Raw genomic sequence first — 18,422 nt, 5'->3', positions numbered from 1 at the left:
TTGATCCTAGAAGTTTTATCCTATCCAAATAAAAAACTTTATGAAATTTCAAAAGAGGTTGAGGTTTTCGATGAGAAGCTTCACAAACTTCTTGATGATATGTATGAGACGATGATCGCAAAAGAAGGCATCGGTCTTGCAGCCATACAAATAGGCGTTGCAAAGAGAATTTTCATCATAAATTTAGCCAACGAAGAGGGTGTACAAGATAAAGAAAATTTAATCGAGATCATAAACCCAAAATTTGAGCTACGTGAGGGCGAGTGCGTCTATCAAGAGGGCTGCCTTAGTGTGCCTGGCTACTACGAGGACGTTAAACGAAGTGAAGTAGTTGCTATCAAATTTCAAGACCGCTTTGGCAAAGAGCAGACCTTAAAAACTGATGGGCTACTAGCGATCGCTATCCAGCATGAAAATGACCACCTAGACGGACATCTTTTTATAGAAAAAATAGGCTTTAACAAACGCAAGAAATTCGACAAGGAATACAAAAAGCAGAAAAAAGAAAAGACATCATGAAGTCCCTAAAATGTGCTACTTACGGCGACGGACTAAAGATCATTGATGTTGAGTCTATCTTTTCTCGTGGGCTTCCTGGCTTTAGCATCGTGGGGCTTGCAAGCACCAGCATCAAAGAGAGCACAGAGCGTGTAAAAGCGGCACTTTTAGCGCTTGACTTTGCCTTTCCAGCGCAAAAAATAACCATAAATTTATCCCCATCAGACCTACCAAAAAGTGGCTCACACTTTGATCTAAGTATCGCCCTTTTAATCGCTCTTCAAAAGGCAAAAAGCTTGGAGAAAATTTTTGTTTTTGGAGAGCTTGGACTTGATGGCAGTGTAAAAAGCACGGCAAATTTGTTTTCGATCCTACTTTTTTTAAGCACGCAGGTGCAAAAGGCAAAAATTTTAGTGCCTAGTGAGATAGCTGCGAAAGCTTCGATGATCCCAAATTTAGAGGTTTATGGCGTTAGCACACTAGAGGAGGCGATCAAGTTTTTTAGCGACGCAGAATTTGCTAAAAGCATGCATTTTAGCGCTACACACGAGCTATTTTCAAATGTGATAGAAATTTCTGGCAAAAGATATGTTCCAAATTTAAATTTCGAGCTTGATTTTAAGGACGTCTTAGGTCAAGAAAGAGCCAAAAGAGCCTGCGTCATCGCAGCCGTTGGCATGCACAATATCTTATTTGAAGGTAGCCCAGGCAGCGGCAAGAGCATGTGCGCAAAACGCCTCGTCTACATCATGGCACCACAAAGCCTAGAAGAGGTGCTAAAGTCCGCAGCCTACCGCTCGCTAAATTTGCAAGATAGCGAATTTACAAGCACTAGAGCCTTTCGCTCGCCGCACCACACCTCGACTAAAAGCTCGATCTTTGGCGGAGGCTCGAACGTCGCAAAGATCGGTGAGATCGCACTTGCAAATGGCGGAGTGCTATTTTTTGACGAGTTCCCACACTTTGCTAAACAGGTGATAGAAAGCCTTAGGGAGCCGCTTGAGGACAATCAAATCCACATCGCAAGGGTAAATTCAAAAGTGACTTACGAGACTAAATTTATCTTCGTGGCCGCTCAAAATCCCTGCCCTTGCGGGAATTTATTCTCCCGCAACCTAAACTGCAAATGCAGCGAAAATGAGATAAAAAACTACAAAGCCAAAATTTCAGCCCCAGTGCTTGACCGCATAGACTTAAAAGTCGCAATGGACGAGAGCTCGCCAAGTGATAAGGCTAGTTTGAGCTCACAGCAGATGAGTGAGATGGTTTTAAAAGCCTTTATCTTTCAAAAAAGGCGTGATCAAGATGAGCTAAATGGCAAGCTAAATGACGCGCAGGTGGCTAAATTTTGCACATTAAACGCCGAGGCGAGTGAAATTTTACAAAAGGCCGCCACGAAGTACAACCTCTCTCAAAGGGGCATAAAAAGGACGCTTAGAGTAGCTAGAAGCATCGCTGATCTTGATGAGAGCGAGCAAATTTTAAAGCCCCACATCCTAGAGGCGCTTAGTTTTAGGGCATAGAATGAAAAATTTATATTTAGACACGAGAGTTTTAGACGAGCGAGCAGGCGAGAAATTTGGCCTTAGCGAAGAGCTTTTAATGGAAAATGCAGCCATAGCCATAGCAAATTTCATCCGTAAGAAATTTAAAAAAGGCGAGAGGGTGCTTGGCATTTGCGGTGGCGGAAACAACGGCGCTGACGTGCTTTGTGCTTTAAGGATGCTTGAGGGCGAGTATGAGTGTGAATTTATCCTAGCTAGTAAAAATTTAAAGCCGCTTGCCGCCAAACAGCTTGAAAGGGCTAAATTTGCTGGCGTGCGAGAGAGCAAAGATGTAGAAAATAGCTTAAATAGCGCAAAATGCCTCATAGACGGGCTTTTTGGCTCAGGGCTAAATAGAAATTTAGACGAAAAGCACATAGAATTAATCTCAAAAATAAACGCCAGCCCTGCCTACATCATCGCTTGCGACGTGCCAAGCGGGCTAAGTAGCGAGGGCAAGGTGCTTGGCGCTTGCGTAAAAGCAGACGCTACCATCACGATGGGAGCTAGAAAGCTAGGGCTTTATAGTGACGTGGCAAAAGACTACGTGGGCAAGATAAAGCTCGCTACTCTTGGCATAAGCGTGCAAAACTACGAGTGCGAGAGCGACTATCACCTGCTTGAAAAACGCGATCTCATGCTTCCAAATAGAAAAAATCAGTGCGTAAATAAGGGCGACTTTGGCCACGCATTTATCATATCTGGCGAGCACATAGGGGCTAGCAAGCTTTGTGCAAAGGCGGCATTTGCCTTTGGGGCTGGGCTAGTTAGCGTGATAGGCGAGCAAGGTTTAAATTTGCCAACACATATCATGCAAGCTAGCAAGATAAGCGAGAAAATGAACGCTGGAGCCCTTGGTATGGGGCTTGGCAAAAAGGGCGTAGAAGAGCTTGAGGTGCAAATTTTAAAAGGCAAAAAGCTCGTTCTTGACGCTGATATCTTTTACAGCCCAAAAGTGCTTGATCTGCTAAGCGAAAACTGTGTCTTGACACCTCATCCAAAGGAGTTTTGCTCGCTTTTAAAAATTTGCAAAATGGCCGATATAGATGTGCAAACTTTGCAAGAAAACAGACACGCTTACGCGAGGGCTTGGAGCGAGAAATTTAAGGCCGTTCTTGTGCTAAAAGGAGCAAACACCATAATCGCCAAAGATGGGCAAATTTACGTCATGCCTTATGGCAAAAGCACACTTGCAAAAGGCGGTAGCGGCGACGTGCTAAGCGGTCTTGTGCTAGCACTTTTGGCTCAAGGCTACGAGCCACTAAATGCTGCCATCTCAGCCACTTTAGCTCATGCGCTTAGCCTTAGAAATTTTGGCAAAAACAGCTACGCGCTGGAGCCAACAGACATCATCAAAGGAGTAAAATGCTTACGAAAAAGATAGCCGTGCTTTTTAGCGGCAGTGGCTCAAATTTAGAAGCGATACTTAAAAAAGTTCATAATCAAATTTTTAACGGCGTAAAGATCGAAGTTTGCCTTTGTATCTGCAACAAGCCTGGTGCATTTGGCATCGAGCGAGCTAAGAAATTTGGGCTTGAAACGCTCGTCATAGAGAGCGCTAAATTTAAAAACCGTGAGGAATTTGACGCTATTTTGGTGGAGCAAATTTTAAAAAGTGGGGCTGATCTAACGGTGCTTGCAGGCTTCATGAGGATACTAACGCCAGTTTTTACGGCGCAGATAAAAGCCATAAACCTTCACCCATCTATCCTGCCGCTTTTTAAGGGCGCGCATGCGATAAAGGAGAGCTTTGAGAGCGACATGATGATAGGCGGTGTGAGCGTGCATTATGTGAGTGAGGAGCTTGACGGGGGCAAACTGATCGCGCAAAGGGCGTTTGAGCGAGAGGACGGCATGAGTTTAGATGAGTGGGAGGCTAAAATTCACGCCATAGAGCATGAAATTTTGCCACAAAGCATAATAAAAATTTTAACAAAGGAAGTAAATGTTTGAATGGTTGAGTTCGCCAGAGGCGTGGATATCGCTACTTACACTAACTGGCTTGGAGATAGTTTTAGGCATAGATAACATCATATTTATAGCCATTTTAGTAGGCAAACTGCCGCCAGAGCAAAGGGGCAAGGGCCGCATCTTAGGGCTTGGCTTTGCGATGATCACCAGGATCATCCTGCTACTTTCACTATTTTGGATCATGAAGCTTACAAAGCCGCTCTTTAGCATAGGCGAGCTTAGCATCACTGGACGCGATCTAGTGCTCATAATAGGCGGTCTATTTTTGATAGTAAAATCATCAATGGAGATCCACGCAAACGTCACTGGCAAGCATGAAGAGGCTCACGAGAGCAAGTCTCATCCAGGATTTTTTGCGACTATCCTTGAGATAGGCATTTTAGACATAGTCTTTTCGCTTGATAGCGTTATCACCGCAGTTGGTATGGCTCAGCACATCGATATCATGATACTTGCCGTCATCATCGCAGTTGGCGTGATGATGTTTGCCTCAAAGGCGATCTCAGAATTTGTCGATAACAACCCAACGATAAAAATGCTCGCACTCGCATTTTTGGTGCTAGTTGGCTTTGCGCTCGTGCTTGATGGCTTTGGCGTGCATGTGCCAAAAGGCTACATCTACTTTGCGATGGGCTTCTCGCTAGCGGTTGAGTGCTTAAATATCTACGCTAGAAAAAGGGCATCAAGAGATCAAAAATAAAAACGTGAGCCAAAATGCAGATAAAAAATTTAGATCACATCGTGATAGTCGTAAGTGACGTTAAAGAGGCGCTTAAATTTTACTGCGACATTTTAGGCATGCGACCAGCCCAGAAAGACGGTCACATTAGCCTAAATTTTGGCTCACAAAAGATAAATTTACATAGGTTTGAGGGCGAGTTTTTACCTGCGGCAAAGCATCCAACAAAGGGTAGCGCTGATATATGCTTTTAGCTAAAAATGACACAGAGGACGTGCGCTTGGAGCTACTTTCAAAAGGTATAAAGCCCGAGCTTGGCGTCGCTAGGCGAAACGGAGCGCTTGGAGCAATGAGGAGTTTATATATTTATGGCAAAAATTTAATAGAGCTTAGCCCAGATAAAATTTAATAAGAAGACAGCTTGGACCTACTAAAAGACCCGCTAAACAAACTAATCATCTCGCTCTCGCTGCCAGCTGGCGTGGGCATGATGTTTAACACGCTTTACAACGTCACTGGCACATTTTTCGCCGCTAAAATTTCTACCCTTGCAGTTGCTGGCATGGCGATGAGCTTTTTACTCTATCTAAGTGTCGTTGGCATCGGTCTTGGCTTTGGCTCGGCACTCACCGCACTCATTGGCAACAGCCTAGGCGCAAACAAACCAAAAATGGCTAAACTTTACGCCTCAAATGGCATCATTTTTGTGCTTCTTTTTGCCCTATTTATGGGGCTTTGTGGCTACTTGCTAGCGCCAAATTTACTAGTCATTTTAGGTGCTGATCATCACTACATCAAAGAGGCACTTGACTACGCTGGCGTCATCTTTCTTGCAGCTCCATTTTTCCTACTTATAAAATCGCTTAATGGCATACTTGTCGCACTTGGCGATACTAAAAGCTACCGCAACTGGCTATTTTGTGGTCTTTTTATCAACGCATTTTTTTGCTATCTTTTTGCTTTTATCTTTGCTCTTGGCGTAAAAGGTCTTGCTCTAGCAACGGCTAGCGTGCAGTTTTTAGGCATGATATATCTCTTTTTTAAAGTTAGAAAAAGCAAGATGATAGAGCCTAGAAATTTAGGCTACTTCGTGCCAAATTTCGCCGTCTGGGCAAAGATACTAAAGCAAGCTTTGCCAGCTTGTCTAAACTACCTCTCAATGTCGCTTGGCTCGCTTGTGCTTTTAAAATTTGTAAGCTTTTACGGCGTCAATGCAGTCGCAGGTTATGGCATAGCCTTAAGGATCGAGCAAATTTTAGTGCTTCCAACCATCGGCATGGCAGCAGGGGTGCTTAGCATCATCTCAAGAAACTACGGCGCTAAGAGCTTTCAAAGAGCATTGCAGTGTTACAAACTATCGCTTCTTTTTTTGCTCATCTACTGCGTCTTTGCCTACATCTTCATCAGGCTTTTTGGCGAGAGTGCGATCAAGCTCTTTGACAGCACGCCAGCCGTGCTAGAAGTGGCAAAGCTCTACCTTGGCATCAACTCACTTGCCTACATGGCTTACGGCACGATAAACATCTCAGGCAGCACGCTACAAGCGATAAAACGCCCAGTGGCGATATTTTTGCTAAATGGTTTTAGACAGCTCGTGCTTCAATGCTCGCTCTTTTACGTGGTGGTCTTTTGGCTAGGACTTGAGATCAAATTTATGTGGCTAGCGCTCTTTTTTAGCGTCTATTTTACGGCGATTTGCTTTTTAGTTTGGACGCTTTTTAGGTTAAAAAGAGCTAAGAGCGCAAGCTTTTAAATTTAAAGCTAAACGCAAAAAAGCAAAGCGAAGCGACTAAGATGATGCTAGCTCCGCCTGTGAGGTTAAAATAAAAGCTGATTACAAGGCCGCTGAAGCAAAAAATGATAGAAAAAATAGTTGAGATTAGCATCATTAGCCCTAGCCTCTTGGCAAAAATTTGCGCTATATAAGGCGGTATGGTAAGTAGCGCGATGACAAGTATTAGCCCCACGACGCGGATCGTAGCCACCACGCAAAGCGCCATCATGCAAACTAGCAGATAGTGAAAAAATGTCGTATTTACCCCGCGAAGTTTTGCAAACTCCGCATCAAAGCTGATCGCCACAAACTGGCGGTAAAAAAGTGCGATAAGAGCCAAAAACAAGAGGTCTAAAACGCTCATGAACGCGATATCTGTGCCGCTAACTGCAAGTATCGAGCCAAAAAGATAGCTCATAAGATCGGCGTTATAGCCAGGTGTAAGATCGATGAAAATGATACCAATAGCCATGCCAATCGCCCAAATAGCGCCTATTACGGAGTCGATGTTCGTCTTATCTTTTAGCGTGATCGTGGCGATGATGAGCGCTAAAAATAGTGAAAATATGCTCGCTCCAAAAAGCGGCTCGAGCGAGAAGAAAAATGCAAGCCCTATGCCGCCATACGCGCCGTGTGCGATGCCTCCAGCGATGAAAGTCATCTTGTTTATCACCACAAGCGAGCCTATCATGCCGCATATTATGCTTACTAAAATGCCAGCAATAAAGGCATTTTGCATAAAATTTAACTCTAAAATTTCACTCATTTTCTCTCTTTAAAATTTAAAAACATTGCTCTTTGTTTTTTCGCAGCCGCACTCGCCAAGTGCGATCTCGACATCACAAAAATGGCTATGCGTTCTAGCTAGATGCTCGATAAATTCCCTCTTTGCAAGGTTTTCATGCGTTTTATGAATGTGTAAATTTTTACTCACGTAAGCGATCTTTGTAGCGTAATTTAGCACGATATTTAGGTCGTGACTGACTAAAACCACGCCCACGCCATTTGCGTTTATGCCCTTTAAAATTTCATAAATTTCAGCCTGCCCTTTTGTGTCGATGCTGGCTGTTGGCTCGTCTAAGATAAGCACTTTTGCATTTGCACAAAGCGCTCTAGCGATATAGACGCGCTGCCTTTGACCGCCGCTTAACTCGCCGATCCTCGCGTTTGCAAACTCCCTCATACAGACTTTTTCAAGGGCACTTAGCGCTAGGGCTTTTTCATCTTTTGAGTAAAAACCAAAGATTTTTTTATCGATTAGCCCCATTAAAACGACTTCTAAAACCATCATCGGAAAGCTTTGATTTGATAGGAAATTTTGTGGCACGTAGCCTATAAATTTACTAACCTCGCTTGGCTCTTTACCAAAGAGCTTTATCTCGCCACTTTGAGGCTTAAGCAGACCCAAAATGAGCTTTAAAAGCGTGCTTTTGCCCCCGCCATTTGGACCAATTATCGCTAAAAACTCGTCACTACTATAGTCTAAATTAATATCCTCTAAAACGACTTGTTTATCGTAGCTAAAGTTTAAATTTCTAATTTTTATAATATCTTTCAAAACAGACTCTTTTGCGTAAATGTCGTGACAAAAATGAAAAGTCCAAGCCAAAGCATGATGCCAAGGGCTGCAAATTCTGCGTAGATTTTAAACTTTTTTAACTTAATGTTCGTGCTGATCTTTGAGCCAAAAACTGCCGCTACAAATATCACCACACTCATGCCAAGCGCCATAAATACGCCACTTATCACGCCTGCAAAGTAGCTACCTATCTCATTTGCCAGCACAAAGACTAGTATCGTGCCTGGACAGGGCACAAGAGCCGCAGCGGCCGCTACTAGCCACTCCTCTTTGCTCTTTGGCTTTTTGGTTGAGCAAATTTGACAGCCACATTCACTTTTAAATTTTGTATTTTTACTCAAATTTTGACTTAGATTTGATCTAAAAATATAAAATTTAGTCTCATTTTTGCTTGAGAGATAAAATTTGATCTTTTTAACAAGCATAAAAATCGCCACAAAAAAGATCACAACTCCAGAAAACGCAGTCGTTATGCTAGCAGTGTCCTTTGTGAGGTCGCTGCTTACTTCACGAAGCAGTAAAAAGCTAGCAAAGACAAAGACAAATGCACCCACGACGTGCAAAAAGCCGATCTTTAAGGCAAACAAAAACGCCCTTTTATAGCTGCCTCCAGTTGCGGCAAAATATGAGCTTGTTAGCACCTTGCCATGGCCTGCTCCAGCAGCGTGCAAAAAGCCATATCCAAAGGAGATAAAAGCCAAAAACAGCAGCGCAAGCGGACTTTTGTAATCCACGCTTCTTAAAATTTGCTTTAGCCTATCAAGCAAGCTTAGGCTAGTTTTTGAGACGATGTCAAATTTCGCTTCATCGATCTTGTCTATCTGGCTTAAATTCTCATCGCTCGCGCCTGCTACTGGCTCTTTTAGCAGCTCTTTAAGCGCTGGCTTTTCGTTGTGAGCTTTGGCCGCTTCTTTACTTGAAAATGTAAAAAATATCAAATTTGAGTTTGAATTTGGTATCGCCCAAAAGCTTTTACCCACCAAAAATGCGTTATTTTGCGTAAATTTGAAGTTAAAATAGCCCTCTTTATCCTCCATATCAACTGATACCACAAGGCCCTCAGCTACCACTAAATTTGTCTTAAAACTCACGTCAAATTTAAGCCTGCCCTCGTCAAAATAGAGCTTGTAATTATTTAAATTTGGCTCTATTTTAGTGGCGTTTTCATCCTTGTAATAATACTCAATCTGCGTCAAATAGTGCCTTGGCACGAGGTAGTCTAGCAAATTTAAGCGGATCTTTCTAAGCTCTTTTTCATCTATCTTTTCATCTTGATTGAGGTCAAAATTTTGCTTCATAAGATCTGAGAAATTTTGCGAAAAGGTCCAAGTAAAGGCTATCTGCGTGATGTTATTTTCTTGCGCAACAAATTTTGCGCTAACGTGAGCTGTTGGGCTATAAAGCGAGCATAGAGCACACCCGAAAGCATTTATCGCTAGTAGGCAAATGACGATCAGGCGTGCTAACATTTTTATAGGCTTTTTGCGAAAATTTCAGCCGTTTTTTTCATCTCGGCTAGCCAGTTTTCAGGCAGTTGGTCTATCATGACGACCTTTGAGCCAGTCTCTTTTGCGATCAAATTTGCAGCCTTTGTTGGGAATTGTGGAGCCACGAAAATGACCTTTACACCGTGCTCTTTGGCTTCTTCTATAAGCTCTTTTAGCTCAGCTGGCTTTGGCTCTTTGCCCTCTATCTCGATGGCGATTTGCTCTAAGTTATAGCGCTTTGCAAAGTAGCCCCAAGATGGGTGATATACGATAAATTCGCGAGTTTTGACATCTTTTAGCTCGTTTTTGATAAAGCCGTCAAGCTCGTCGAGGCTAGCTTTAAATTTAGCCAAATTCTCCTCATAAAGCTTTGCATTTTGCGGGAATTTCTCTATTAGTGCCTTTGCGATGTTATCAGCTTGAGTTTTTACTAAGATAGGGTCAAGCCAGATGTGTGGGTCAAGGCCGCCATGGTGGTGATGATGGTGCTCGCCCTCGTGGTCATGATGCTCATGCTTATGCTCACCCTCGTGCTTGTGCTCGTGGTGCTCTTCATGTTCATGCTCCTCGCTCATAGCGATCTTTTCGATGCCCTCTTGCGTCTTTACGATGCGTAAATTTTTAAACGTCTTTGAGAAGCGATCCAGCCACGCATCCTCAAACTCGATGCCGATAGCAAAGTAAAGCTCGCTCTTTTCAAGCTCCTTCATCTGCTTTGGTTTTGGCTCATAGGTGTGCGGATCAGCGCCTTTGCCAACCATCGCATTTACATCTAGCGTATCTCCTGCGATCTGCTCGACAAAAAATTTCGTTGGCAGTATGCTAGTAGTCACAACCGGCTTTGCAAAAAGAGACAAAGCACAAACAGCTAAAAAAACGATAATTTTTCTCATTATCTCTCCTTTAAAAAATAATTGCGAAGTTTAGCAAAATGCAACTTGGTTGCAACTTAAAATGCAAAAGCCTAAATTTAGCCTTTTCTTTTAAATATAGTTTAAATCTTTTAGCGTTAATATACGCAAAATAAAGAGGGCAAAGATGAACGCGAGAAATTTCTTAGAAGAGCACAATATCAAGGCTACGACGCTTCGCATAAAGCTTGTTGAAATTTTACAAAACGCTAAAACACCGCTAAGCTACGATGAAATTTTAGAGAGCCTTGACGCAAACAAGACGACCTTTTATAGAAGTATGGAAATTTTTGAAAAAGAAAATCTCGTGATAAAAACCGAAAACAACCACAAGAGCTACTACGAGCTAGCAAATGAAGCCAAAGCCTACTTCATCTGCGACGTCTGCCACAAAGTAACAAACATCGACATGCCACACCTAAGCGTCGCTAAAAATATAAAAAGCGCCGTGATAAAGGGTGTTTGCGACGAGTGCGGTCACGAGTAAAGCGCGATGATCTCAGCCGGGATAGCTTTTGGGCGGTTTGTCTTTAGATCGATATAGACAAACTCTGTCTTGCCAGTTGCTATTAGTTCGCCATCTTTTTTAAACTCAAAATATCTGCAAGATGTCGCCTTGCCCTCAGTCTGCGTGTAGGTGTAAATTTCTATCTTGTCCATCAGCTTTGCGCTTTTTATATATTTTGCTTCATTTTTTCTAATGAGCCAAATTTCACCCCTTTTATACTGTGCCTCGACCGTGTCGCCAACAGCAGCAGAGTGGGCAAATGCGGCCTCTTGCATAAGCGTGAAATAATAGACATTATTCATGTGACCATGCATGTCGATGGCTTGTGGTGGGATGGTGACGTGATATATAAAATCTCTCATTTTTGACCTTTTTTGCTAAAATTATAACCAAAAATAAGGAGCTAAAATGCAAAATTTATGGGATAAAAAGGCGTCAAACTACCAAAGATTTGACGGCAAGATCAGCACTATCCAGCAGCAAATTTTTGGTAAAGCCTTAGCTTGGGGAGTTGATTTTAGTGGCAAAGATATCCTTGATATCGGCTGTGGCACGGGCGTTTGGAGCATATTTTTATCAAAAACGGCTAAGCATATAACTGGCATCGATAGCTCAGAAAAGATGATAGAAATTTTAAACGAGGACGCAAAGAGATTTGGCGTGACAAATTTAACCAGCGAGGTTTGCTCGTGGAGAGAATTTAAGCCAGCAAGGCTCTTTGATATCGCTATTTGCACGATGAGCCCAGCCATTGCAAGCGATGAAGATTTTGCGAAATTTCAAAACTGCGCCAAACAAAAGCTCTATCTTGGCTGGGACAAGCCTAGAAGCTCTGATCTACTTGAGCCATTTTTTGAAAAATTTGGCCGAGTGCTCTCTCAAAAAAATGTCGTAGATAGGCTTGAAGCGTGGCTAAATGAGCAGGGCATCGCTTTTAAGAGTCAAATTTTAAACGAAACTAGGATCGCTAGACGAAGCGTGCAAGAAGCAGCTGAAAATATCTGCTGGCACCTTGAGATAAATGGGGCTAAAAACTACGATGAAAAGACGGTTTTAGCGATGTTAAAAGAGAGATTTGAGGGCGAATTTATAGACGAGAAAATAGACTCACAAATGAAGCTTTTTGTCTTTTAGAGCTTAAATTTAGAGCAAATTTGCTTGCCAAATTCGCTAAAAATGACGCCAAAGATGATGAGCATGGCTCCAAAAATTTGCCAGATGCTAAGTAGCTCGCCTGCAAAAAAGTAGCCGATAAATCCAGCAGAGACTGGCTCTAGACAGAAAAACAAGGCCGCCTTGCTAGCGGTCGTGTATCTTTGAGCGATCGTTTGCACAAAGTAGCAAAATATAGTGCCAATCACAGTCGTGATAAATATCGCTATGAAAAATTCCCTATCAAAATTTGGCACGATACTGCCCTGAAAAAGTGCAAAAACAAGCGAAAGCAAAGAGACGGTGAGAAAGACCACAAAGACAAGCAAATAAAGCTCGCTCTTTCTTACAAAGTGGTCATTTAGCGTAGTATAAAGCGCATAAAATATCGCGCAAATAAGCGCTAGTGCCTCGCCGCTCCCAAGTTCGAGCGTGGCGCCACTTAAGAGCCAAAGCCCAAAAATAGCGATCATAGCGCCAAAAATAGCAAAAATGCTTATCTTATTTTTAAAAAAGATAGCCGCCATAAAAGGGACTATCACGCACTCAAGCCCCGTGATAAAGGCGACGCTCGAACTAAATGTGAGCTTTAGGGCGTAAGTTTGCGTGGCAAATGACAAAAAGAGCACCGCTCCAAGGATAACGCCGTAGATGACGCTTTTTTTGTCAAATTTCTTAGTAAATTTAAGCGCGACAAAGCCCATAAAGATAGCCGAGAGAAAAAACCGGCAAAAGAGCATGACAAAGACGCCATTTGTTTTTAGCGCGTTTGCCATGGGTAAAAACGTAGCGCCCCAAACGACAGCAACTACGATAAGAGCGATATCGGCTTTGTTTTGAGCGCTTAAATTTCTCATTTAAAGATCGAGTCTAGCACCTTTTTACCGCTATCTAGGCTAAAGCCACTTCTTAGCCCCTTTTCCTTCTCGCTCATCACGTTAAATAGCCCATCTAGCGTCTTTCTCGTGATATATGCGTTTAGGTCTTCGCCATCATCTGGCACATATTCGCTTGCGCCTAAATTTTTAGCTAAGCTCTTTACTGATTTTATCGTTTCGTTGTTTTTTGCTGAGTTGCCGATGAAAGAATTTAGCCCATTATAGGCGGTCGCAAAGCTATTATCACTCATCATTTTCTCAATTATCGGCATAAATGCTGCCTTTAGCTTTTGGCTAGAGCTTTTCTCTAAATACTTCGTAACGCTGTCGCTACCGCCGTTAAAGAGCTTTTTTACGTCTGCTTCGCTCATATTTTTTATGCTCTCACTAAAAATTTCAGCAGCCTTTGGCACGGCCGTGGTTGCGGCGTTGTTTATCGACTTGCTAAGGTCTTGCGCCCACTTCTCGCCACCCACTTTTTTGGCTAAATTTGATGCCATTTCAAGGCTTTTTGGCAGTGGGATTTTAGCTGTGGCGTTGTTTATAAAGCCCTCTTTTGAAAGCTCGCTCACAGCAGCATTTAGTGCCTCGCTAACCATGCTTTTGTAGTCGCTACTTGATGCGTGAGTGGCGATTTTCACGCCTTTATTTATCATATCATCCATGCTTGCAGCTTGTAAATTTAAAGCAAGCGCGCCACAAAGGATCACAAGTGATCTTTTCATATTCTCTCCTTTTTTAAATTTAAAGCAAAATCATACAAAAAATATCTAAACGCTTAAAATAAATTTAATATTTTTGCACTAAAATTTGCTCTTTTTTTAAAGGGAATTTATGCAGCTTTTACTTCTTAGCTTCGCTCTTAGCATGGATAGCGCAGCGCTAAATATGGCAAATGGCGCAAGGTATAAAAGCCTTGGCTTTGGCAAAATTTTATTTATAGCCTTTATGCTTGGATTTTTTCAGTTTCTCATGCCGCTTCTTGGCTATTTTCTAGGCATTAGCTTTGCTAAATTTATAAGCTCTATCGATCACTTCATCGCATGTTTTATACTTTGTTTTCTTGGCTTTAAAATGCTAAAAGAGGCCTGTAGTAGCGAGGCTGGCGAGTCCTTGAGCATGGATATTAAGACCATTTTTATAGGTGCATTTGCCACGAGCATCGACGCACTTGCCGTTGGCGTCACGCTTAGCTTTGAGGCGGTTAGCATATTTGAGAGTGCGCTCATCATCGGCGTAGTATGCTTTGTGCTAAGCCTAGCTGCCTTTTATATCGGTAAATTTATGGGTGAAATTTTAGAGAAAAAGGCGCTATTTTTAGGCGGAGCGATACTTATATTTCTAGGCTTTAAAATCCTAATCACCCACCTGCTAGAAGAGGGCGTGCTCTAAATTTCTATCTCTATGCCAACTGGGCAGTGGTCGCTACCTGCGATCTCTGGCAAGATAAAGGCGTCTTTTAGCCTATCTTTTAGCCCTTGTGAAATGAAGAAATAATCAATCCTCCAGCCGACGTTTTTTGCCCTTGCGTTAAAGCGGTAGCTCCACCACGAGTAAGCGTCCGTAACGTCGCCATTTACGGCTCTAAAGGTATCTATAAAGCCACTTTTTAAAACCTCATCTATCCACGCTCGCTCGATAGGCAAAAAGCCAGAAGTTTTGGCATTTGCCTTTGGATTTTTCAGGTCGATCTCGCGGTGAGCGGTATTTACGTCGCCACAAAATATCACCTCTTTGCCGCTTTTTACAAGCTCTTTGCAGTAAGTTAGAAATTTCTCGTAAAAATCCATCTTAAATGCCAAGCGCTCATCGTCCTTTTGGCCGTTTGGAAAGTAGATGTTAAAAAGCACGATATCATCAAATCTATGCTCCAAAACTCGCCCCTCCGTGTCGTCAAAAAAGGCCACTTTTTGCGTTTGCACGTCAAATTTAGCAAGGCTCATCACGCCAGAGTAGCCAGCCCTTGCTCCTGAATTTACACTGATATCTTTAAAGCCAAGGTTGTAAATTTCTTTTGGCACGTCATCTTCTTTGACCTTGATCTCTTGCAGTCCCAAAAAATCAGGCCTAACCTCATCAAGCCAGCCAAAGCCATCTTTTGCCACGACTGCGCGCAGCCCATTTACGTTCCAGCTAATAAGTTTCAAATTTCATCCTTTTTTTAATTATAATTATGCCAAAAATCACAAAAAGGAAAGTTATGAGAAACCAGCCAACGTATAAATTTTTTAAAAATTTTGGCTACGCAAGAGAGGGTTTGGCTGAAATTTTTAAAAACGAAAAGAGCTTTCGCATAGAAATTTGCATATTTTTGATAGCTACGATCTCGCTATTTTTTTGGAAATTTGACCTTATTTTTAATCTATTTTTGATCTTTAGCATGGCATTTGTGCTAGTTTGCGAGTGCTTAAACTCGGGCCTAGAGCGAGTGACTGATCTTGCAAGCCCTGACTATCACGCCCTAGCAAAGGCAGCAAAGGACGCTGGAAGTGCGGCCGTGATGATCGCAAATTTTTTATACGGCGCGCTTTGGTGCGTAGCGATAGGATATAAAATTTGGAGCTAGACAAAGAAATTTACAAGGCGCTTCTTGGAGAGAAAAAGGTAGAGATCATAAATTTGCTTTGCAAGCTAAGCGATGAAAATGGCTTTATCATGCTTAAAATTTCAGAAATTTGCGAGAAGCTAAATGTGAGCAAACCAACCGTGATAAGCACGTTTAAGCTACTTGAAGAGAAGAAAATTTTTGAACGAGTAAAAAACGGGGTTTATAGATTTAAAAATTTGTAGTGGCAAGCAAGTGCCTGCCACCTCTTTCTAGCCGATAGTCTCAGCAGCGATCATGCCAAATGTCAAGCAATCAGTTATAGCCACTGATCCTAGACGGCTGGCTCCGTGAACGCCACCTGTGATCTCGCCAGCTGCATATAAATTTGGTATAGGCATAGCTGTTTGAGAGTTCATAACTTGAGCTTTTGTGTTGATATTTAGGCCACCCATTGTGTGGTGAACTTTTGGCGTGCCACGCTCTGCGTAAAACGGCGGGACTGAGATATCAATGCCCTTTGTCGTAGTCTCAACAACTGGCTTGCCAAAGTCCTCATCGACGCCTTTTTTGACAAATTCGTTGTATCTTGCGACTGTTTTTTTGAGCTCATCAACCGGGATCTTATACTCAGCTGCCAAGGCATCAAGTGTGTCAAATTTCTTGCAAATTCCAGCTGCGATAGCCTTTTCATAGTGGGCTGGAAGCATGTGAGGAAGTGCTCTTGAGTCGCAGAAGTTGATAGGGAAGTTTTTATCGTCTTCGCCCTTTTCATGGATGACTTTAAACATAGCTTCAGTTCTTGTCCTGCGGTCAGCTAGCTCGTTCATGTAGCGTTTGCCGGTTCTTGGATTGACTGAAATTCCAAACGGAAAAGCGCCATTTACGTTAAACATCGATCCCACGCCAAAGCCTGTCTCATCAGCACATCCCCAAGGGCCGTATTGGATCCAGCTTGGCTGAACTGGATAAGCACCCGCTCTAAATGCCGCTAAAAGTGCGCCCGCTGTTGAGCCTGGTTGGTTTGTCGAGTCTGTCTCAGGTGTGATCCTTGGATCTTGAAGCCGCCTAAAAATTTTATCTCTACAAAAGCCACCAGCTGCTAGTACGACGCCTTTTTTGGCTTTTATATATTTTGTATCGCCGCCTTTGTTTTCGACATCGTCACTCATCAAATTGCCATCAAATTTGTAGTTTTCTCTGACGATGACGCCCACAACTGCGCCCTTGTCGTCAAAGACGAAATCATCAAATTTTGTCCTTTTTTTGATCGATGCGCCATCTAACTTTTCAAATGTCGCAGTCATAGGGAGTACGATGCCAGCGCCGCTGCCGACCTCTGTTTGAAGGCTTCTTGGCACTGAGTGACCGCCTGCGTGAGTGATCTGATCGATATATTTTGCACCACAATCAAGTGTGAGTTTGTAAGCATCTTGCGCTCTCTCGCCGATCTTTGCCAAAAGATCAACGTGGTTAATGCCTCGTCCTGCTTTCAAGCAGTCTTTGATAAATAGCTCGGTGCTATCTTTGATGCCAGCTTTCTTTTGCATGTCGCTATTTGGAACGGCAAAAATTCCGCCGTTGATGACAGAATTGCCTCCTGTACGGCCCATCTTTTCGATCAAGACGACTTTGTTGCCTTTTTTGGCTGATGTCACGCCAGCTGCAAGAGCTGCAAAGCCTGAGCCGATGATGACTACGTCATACTCCTCGTCCCATTTGACATCTTTTTCGTTCATTGGGCTGGCCATTAAATTTGTAGCGCCCATGCCAAGTGCTGTGGCTCCGATAGCGCTAAATTTGACAAAATCTCTTCTAGATAAACCTGATTTTTTCATGCTCTCTCCTTTGAAGTAAGATATTCACTAACTAGATTATACGATTTTTTTATTAAAATAGGATAATTAATTTTTTAAATTAAACTTTATTAAAGCTAAGTGCGATTAGAGCGTAGTTTGGTAATATTTATTGACACTATTTTTATTCAAATTTGACTTTATATTTACGCTATATAGACAATTAAAGTAAATTTAGTATAAAATTTGGAGATTTTATTTTTAAATTTACAAAAAATAAGTATTAATTAAATTTTGTATTTTGAAAAATTTATGAGAAATTTTAGGATTTGGTTTTGGATATTAGCTTAAATTTATAAATTAGTTTAAAAAGAGAGGATCGGAGCAAATTTGCCCCGAGAAATTATTTAACGCCAACTATGATTTGAGTTGCTTTGATGATAGCAGTTACTTTGTCGCCTGCTTTTAAAGCCAAATTTTGAACTGACTCTCTTGTGATAATAGCTGAAATTTTGCTGCCATTTGCGTCAATGATAACCTCAGCATTTACAGCACCGTCTTTTATCTCGCTAACAACGCCTTTGATTTGATTTGTTGCGCTAAGCTTGATGCTGTCGTCTTTTGAAACGATAACGCTTGAGGCCTTGAATAAAAATATAGCTTTTTTGCCAACTTTAAGATCAAGAGCTTTTTCGCTATCAACTGTAATAGTTGCTTTTAGCACCTCACCACCTGCTAGTTTGCCAGCTATTAGCGAATTTACCGCACCTGTTCTTACTTCTGATATCTCAACATTTAGTTGATTTCTTGCACTTAGTGACATATTTTCTCCTTGTTTTGATTTAATGTTTGGGTATTATAGAGTATTATTGTTAATGCAAACTTATGATCAATTAATAAAATTTTTTAATATCACAAGTAAAGATTTATAATTTACAAAAGCCCAAAATACCGCACTAAATGAACTAAAATCTAAAAATTTAATGTAAATTATTTTTGAAAAATATATTGAATAAATATTATTTTTTATTATAAAACAGACAAACTAAGATCGTTTCAAGATCAGATGACTTTAGATCTTAGTTTGTAGATTTTTGATT

Annotated in this window: 23 protein-coding genes; 13 read left to right on the top strand and 10 right to left on the bottom strand. The window is 41.9% G+C overall.

Annotated elements, in window-relative coordinates; genetic code table 11:
- Genes def through CCS77_RS00455 form a run of 8 tightly spaced genes read left to right on the top strand, consistent with a single transcriptional unit; the run spans position 1 to position 6,445 of the window.
- Positions 1 to 519: a peptide deformylase gene (gene def / locus CCS77_RS00485; protein WP_012001014.1), complete on the top strand. Its 519-nt coding sequence runs from the start codon at positions 1 to 3 to the stop codon at positions 517 to 519.
- Positions 516 to 2,021, top strand: coding sequence for a YifB family Mg chelatase-like AAA ATPase (locus CCS77_RS00480; RefSeq protein ID WP_107916245.1), 1,506 nt, complete (start codon positions 516 to 518; stop codon positions 2,019 to 2,021). The genes def and CCS77_RS00480 overlap by 4 nt, the downstream gene beginning before the upstream one ends.
- A 1-nt stretch (position 2,022) precedes the next feature.
- The gene (locus tag CCS77_RS00475; RefSeq protein ID WP_107916244.1) at positions 2,023 to 3,426 is read left to right on the top strand and encodes an NAD(P)H-hydrate dehydratase; all 1,404 of its coding nucleotides are present in this window, start codon (positions 2,023 to 2,025) and stop codon (positions 3,424 to 3,426) included.
- A complete protein-coding gene (gene purN / locus CCS77_RS00470; RefSeq protein ID WP_107916243.1) occupies positions 3,408 to 3,995 on the top strand; it encodes a phosphoribosylglycinamide formyltransferase in 588 nt (195 codons plus the stop codon). The genes CCS77_RS00475 and purN overlap by 19 nt, the downstream gene beginning before the upstream one ends.
- Positions 3,988 to 4,713, top strand: coding sequence for a TerC family protein (locus CCS77_RS00465; RefSeq protein WP_021092554.1), 726 nt, complete (start codon positions 3,988 to 3,990; stop codon positions 4,711 to 4,713). The genes purN and CCS77_RS00465 overlap by 8 nt, the downstream gene beginning before the upstream one ends.
- A gap of 14 nt (positions 4,714 to 4,727) precedes the next feature.
- Complete coding sequence (locus CCS77_RS10440) at positions 4,728 to 4,946, top strand: VOC family protein (RefSeq protein WP_052292721.1); 219 nt, start codon at positions 4,728 to 4,730, stop codon at positions 4,944 to 4,946.
- Positions 4,937 to 5,101, top strand: a complete 165-nt coding sequence (locus CCS77_RS10435; protein ID WP_201741716.1) for a hypothetical protein — start codon at positions 4,937 to 4,939, stop codon at positions 5,099 to 5,101. Before CCS77_RS10440 ends, CCS77_RS10435 begins: the two co-directional genes overlap by 10 nt.
- Positions 5,102 to 5,113: 12 nt before the next feature.
- Complete coding sequence (locus tag CCS77_RS00455; RefSeq protein WP_107916242.1) at positions 5,114 to 6,445, top strand: MATE family efflux transporter; 1,332 nt, start codon at positions 5,114 to 5,116, stop codon at positions 6,443 to 6,445.
- Here the strand turns inward: CCS77_RS00455 and CCS77_RS00450 are convergent.
- The 4 genes from CCS77_RS00450 to CCS77_RS00435 are packed head-to-tail and all read right to left on the bottom strand — an operon-like array spanning position 6,426 to position 10,425.
- Complete coding sequence (locus tag CCS77_RS00450; RefSeq protein WP_103614080.1) at positions 6,426 to 7,232, bottom strand: metal ABC transporter permease; 807 nt, start codon at positions 7,230 to 7,232, stop codon at positions 6,426 to 6,428. The genes CCS77_RS00455 and CCS77_RS00450 overlap by 20 nt on opposite strands.
- Before the next feature lie 9 nt (positions 7,233 to 7,241).
- Positions 7,242 to 8,024, bottom strand: a complete 783-nt coding sequence (locus CCS77_RS00445; RefSeq protein WP_107916241.1) for a metal ABC transporter ATP-binding protein — start codon at positions 8,022 to 8,024, stop codon at positions 7,242 to 7,244.
- The gene (locus tag CCS77_RS00440) at positions 8,021 to 9,514 is read right to left on the bottom strand and encodes a nickel/cobalt transporter (RefSeq protein WP_107916240.1); all 1,494 of its coding nucleotides are present in this window, start codon (positions 9,512 to 9,514) and stop codon (positions 8,021 to 8,023) included. The genes CCS77_RS00445 and CCS77_RS00440 overlap by 4 nt, the downstream gene beginning before the upstream one ends.
- Before the next feature lie 2 nt (positions 9,515 to 9,516).
- Positions 9,517 to 10,425, bottom strand: coding sequence for a metal ABC transporter solute-binding protein, Zn/Mn family (locus CCS77_RS00435; protein ID WP_107916239.1), 909 nt, complete (start codon positions 10,423 to 10,425; stop codon positions 9,517 to 9,519).
- 145 nt (positions 10,426 to 10,570) lie between these two features.
- Here CCS77_RS00435 and CCS77_RS00430 point away from each other — a divergent pair, with 145 nt between their 5' ends.
- A complete protein-coding gene (locus CCS77_RS00430) occupies positions 10,571 to 10,930 on the top strand; it encodes a Fur family transcriptional regulator (RefSeq protein ID WP_004317429.1) in 360 nt (119 codons plus the stop codon).
- Here CCS77_RS00430 and CCS77_RS00425 read toward each other — a convergent pair.
- On the bottom strand, positions 10,921 to 11,313 hold the full coding sequence (locus CCS77_RS00425) for an acyl-CoA thioesterase (protein WP_103579171.1): 393 nt from the start codon (positions 11,311 to 11,313) through the stop codon (positions 10,921 to 10,923). The genes CCS77_RS00430 and CCS77_RS00425 overlap by 10 nt on opposite strands.
- Positions 11,314 to 11,359: 46 nt before the next feature.
- Here CCS77_RS00425 and CCS77_RS00420 point away from each other — a divergent pair, with 46 nt between their 5' ends.
- Entirely contained in the window at positions 11,360 to 12,085 is a 726-nt protein-coding gene (locus CCS77_RS00420) for a class I SAM-dependent methyltransferase (protein WP_107916238.1), read from the top strand.
- Here CCS77_RS00420 and CCS77_RS00415 read toward each other — a convergent pair.
- Together CCS77_RS00415 and CCS77_RS00410 are read right to left on the bottom strand one after the other, a co-directional pair.
- Positions 12,082 to 12,960, bottom strand: a complete 879-nt coding sequence (locus tag CCS77_RS00415; RefSeq protein WP_107916237.1) for a DMT family transporter — start codon at positions 12,958 to 12,960, stop codon at positions 12,082 to 12,084. The genes CCS77_RS00420 and CCS77_RS00415 overlap by 4 nt on opposite strands.
- The gene (locus CCS77_RS00410) at positions 12,957 to 13,706 is read right to left on the bottom strand and encodes a DUF4197 domain-containing protein (protein WP_107916236.1); all 750 of its coding nucleotides are present in this window, start codon (positions 13,704 to 13,706) and stop codon (positions 12,957 to 12,959) included. The genes CCS77_RS00415 and CCS77_RS00410 overlap by 4 nt, the downstream gene beginning before the upstream one ends.
- 109 nt (positions 13,707 to 13,815) lie before the next feature.
- Between CCS77_RS00410 and CCS77_RS00405 the strand changes: the two genes are divergently transcribed.
- On the top strand, positions 13,816 to 14,373 hold the full coding sequence (locus CCS77_RS00405) for a manganese efflux pump MntP family protein (protein WP_107916235.1): 558 nt from the start codon (positions 13,816 to 13,818) through the stop codon (positions 14,371 to 14,373).
- On the opposite strand, the gene CCS77_RS00400 is transcribed toward CCS77_RS00405, so the two are convergent.
- The gene (locus CCS77_RS00400; protein ID WP_107916234.1) at positions 14,370 to 15,128 is read right to left on the bottom strand and encodes an exodeoxyribonuclease III; all 759 of its coding nucleotides are present in this window, start codon (positions 15,126 to 15,128) and stop codon (positions 14,370 to 14,372) included. The genes CCS77_RS00405 and CCS77_RS00400 overlap by 4 nt on opposite strands.
- Before the next feature lie 53 nt (positions 15,129 to 15,181).
- Between CCS77_RS00400 and CCS77_RS00395 the strand changes: the two genes are divergently transcribed.
- Entirely contained in the window at positions 15,182 to 15,547 is a 366-nt protein-coding gene (locus tag CCS77_RS00395) for a diacylglycerol kinase (protein ID WP_107916233.1), read from the top strand.
- Positions 15,538 to 15,771, top strand: a complete 234-nt coding sequence (locus CCS77_RS00390; RefSeq protein ID WP_103568701.1) for a replication/maintenance protein RepL — start codon at positions 15,538 to 15,540, stop codon at positions 15,769 to 15,771. Before CCS77_RS00395 ends, CCS77_RS00390 begins: the two co-directional genes overlap by 10 nt.
- A 27-nt stretch (positions 15,772 to 15,798) precedes the next feature.
- On the opposite strand, the gene CCS77_RS00385 is transcribed toward CCS77_RS00390, so the two are convergent.
- Positions 15,799 to 17,364 carry a flavocytochrome c gene (locus CCS77_RS00385; protein ID WP_107916232.1) on the bottom strand — a complete coding sequence of 522 codons (1,566 nt, stop codon included), beginning with the start codon at positions 17,362 to 17,364 and terminating at the stop codon, positions 15,799 to 15,801.
- Between the two features lie 361 nt (positions 17,365 to 17,725).
- Positions 17,726 to 18,145 (bottom strand): TOBE domain-containing protein, encoded by a 420-nt coding sequence (locus CCS77_RS00380; protein WP_021086663.1) that lies wholly within the window; start codon positions 18,143 to 18,145, stop codon positions 17,726 to 17,728.
- Between the last annotated feature and the right edge of the window lie 277 nt (positions 18,146 to 18,422).

The sequence above is a fragment of the Campylobacter concisus genome, assembly GCF_003048375.1.
In the GTDB taxonomy this organism is placed as follows: Bacteria; Campylobacterota; Campylobacteria; order Campylobacterales; family Campylobacteraceae; genus Campylobacter_A; species Campylobacter_A concisus_T.
The sequence above is the reverse complement of the archived record's forward strand: the minus strand, read 5'-3'. Positions and strand labels throughout refer to the sequence as shown.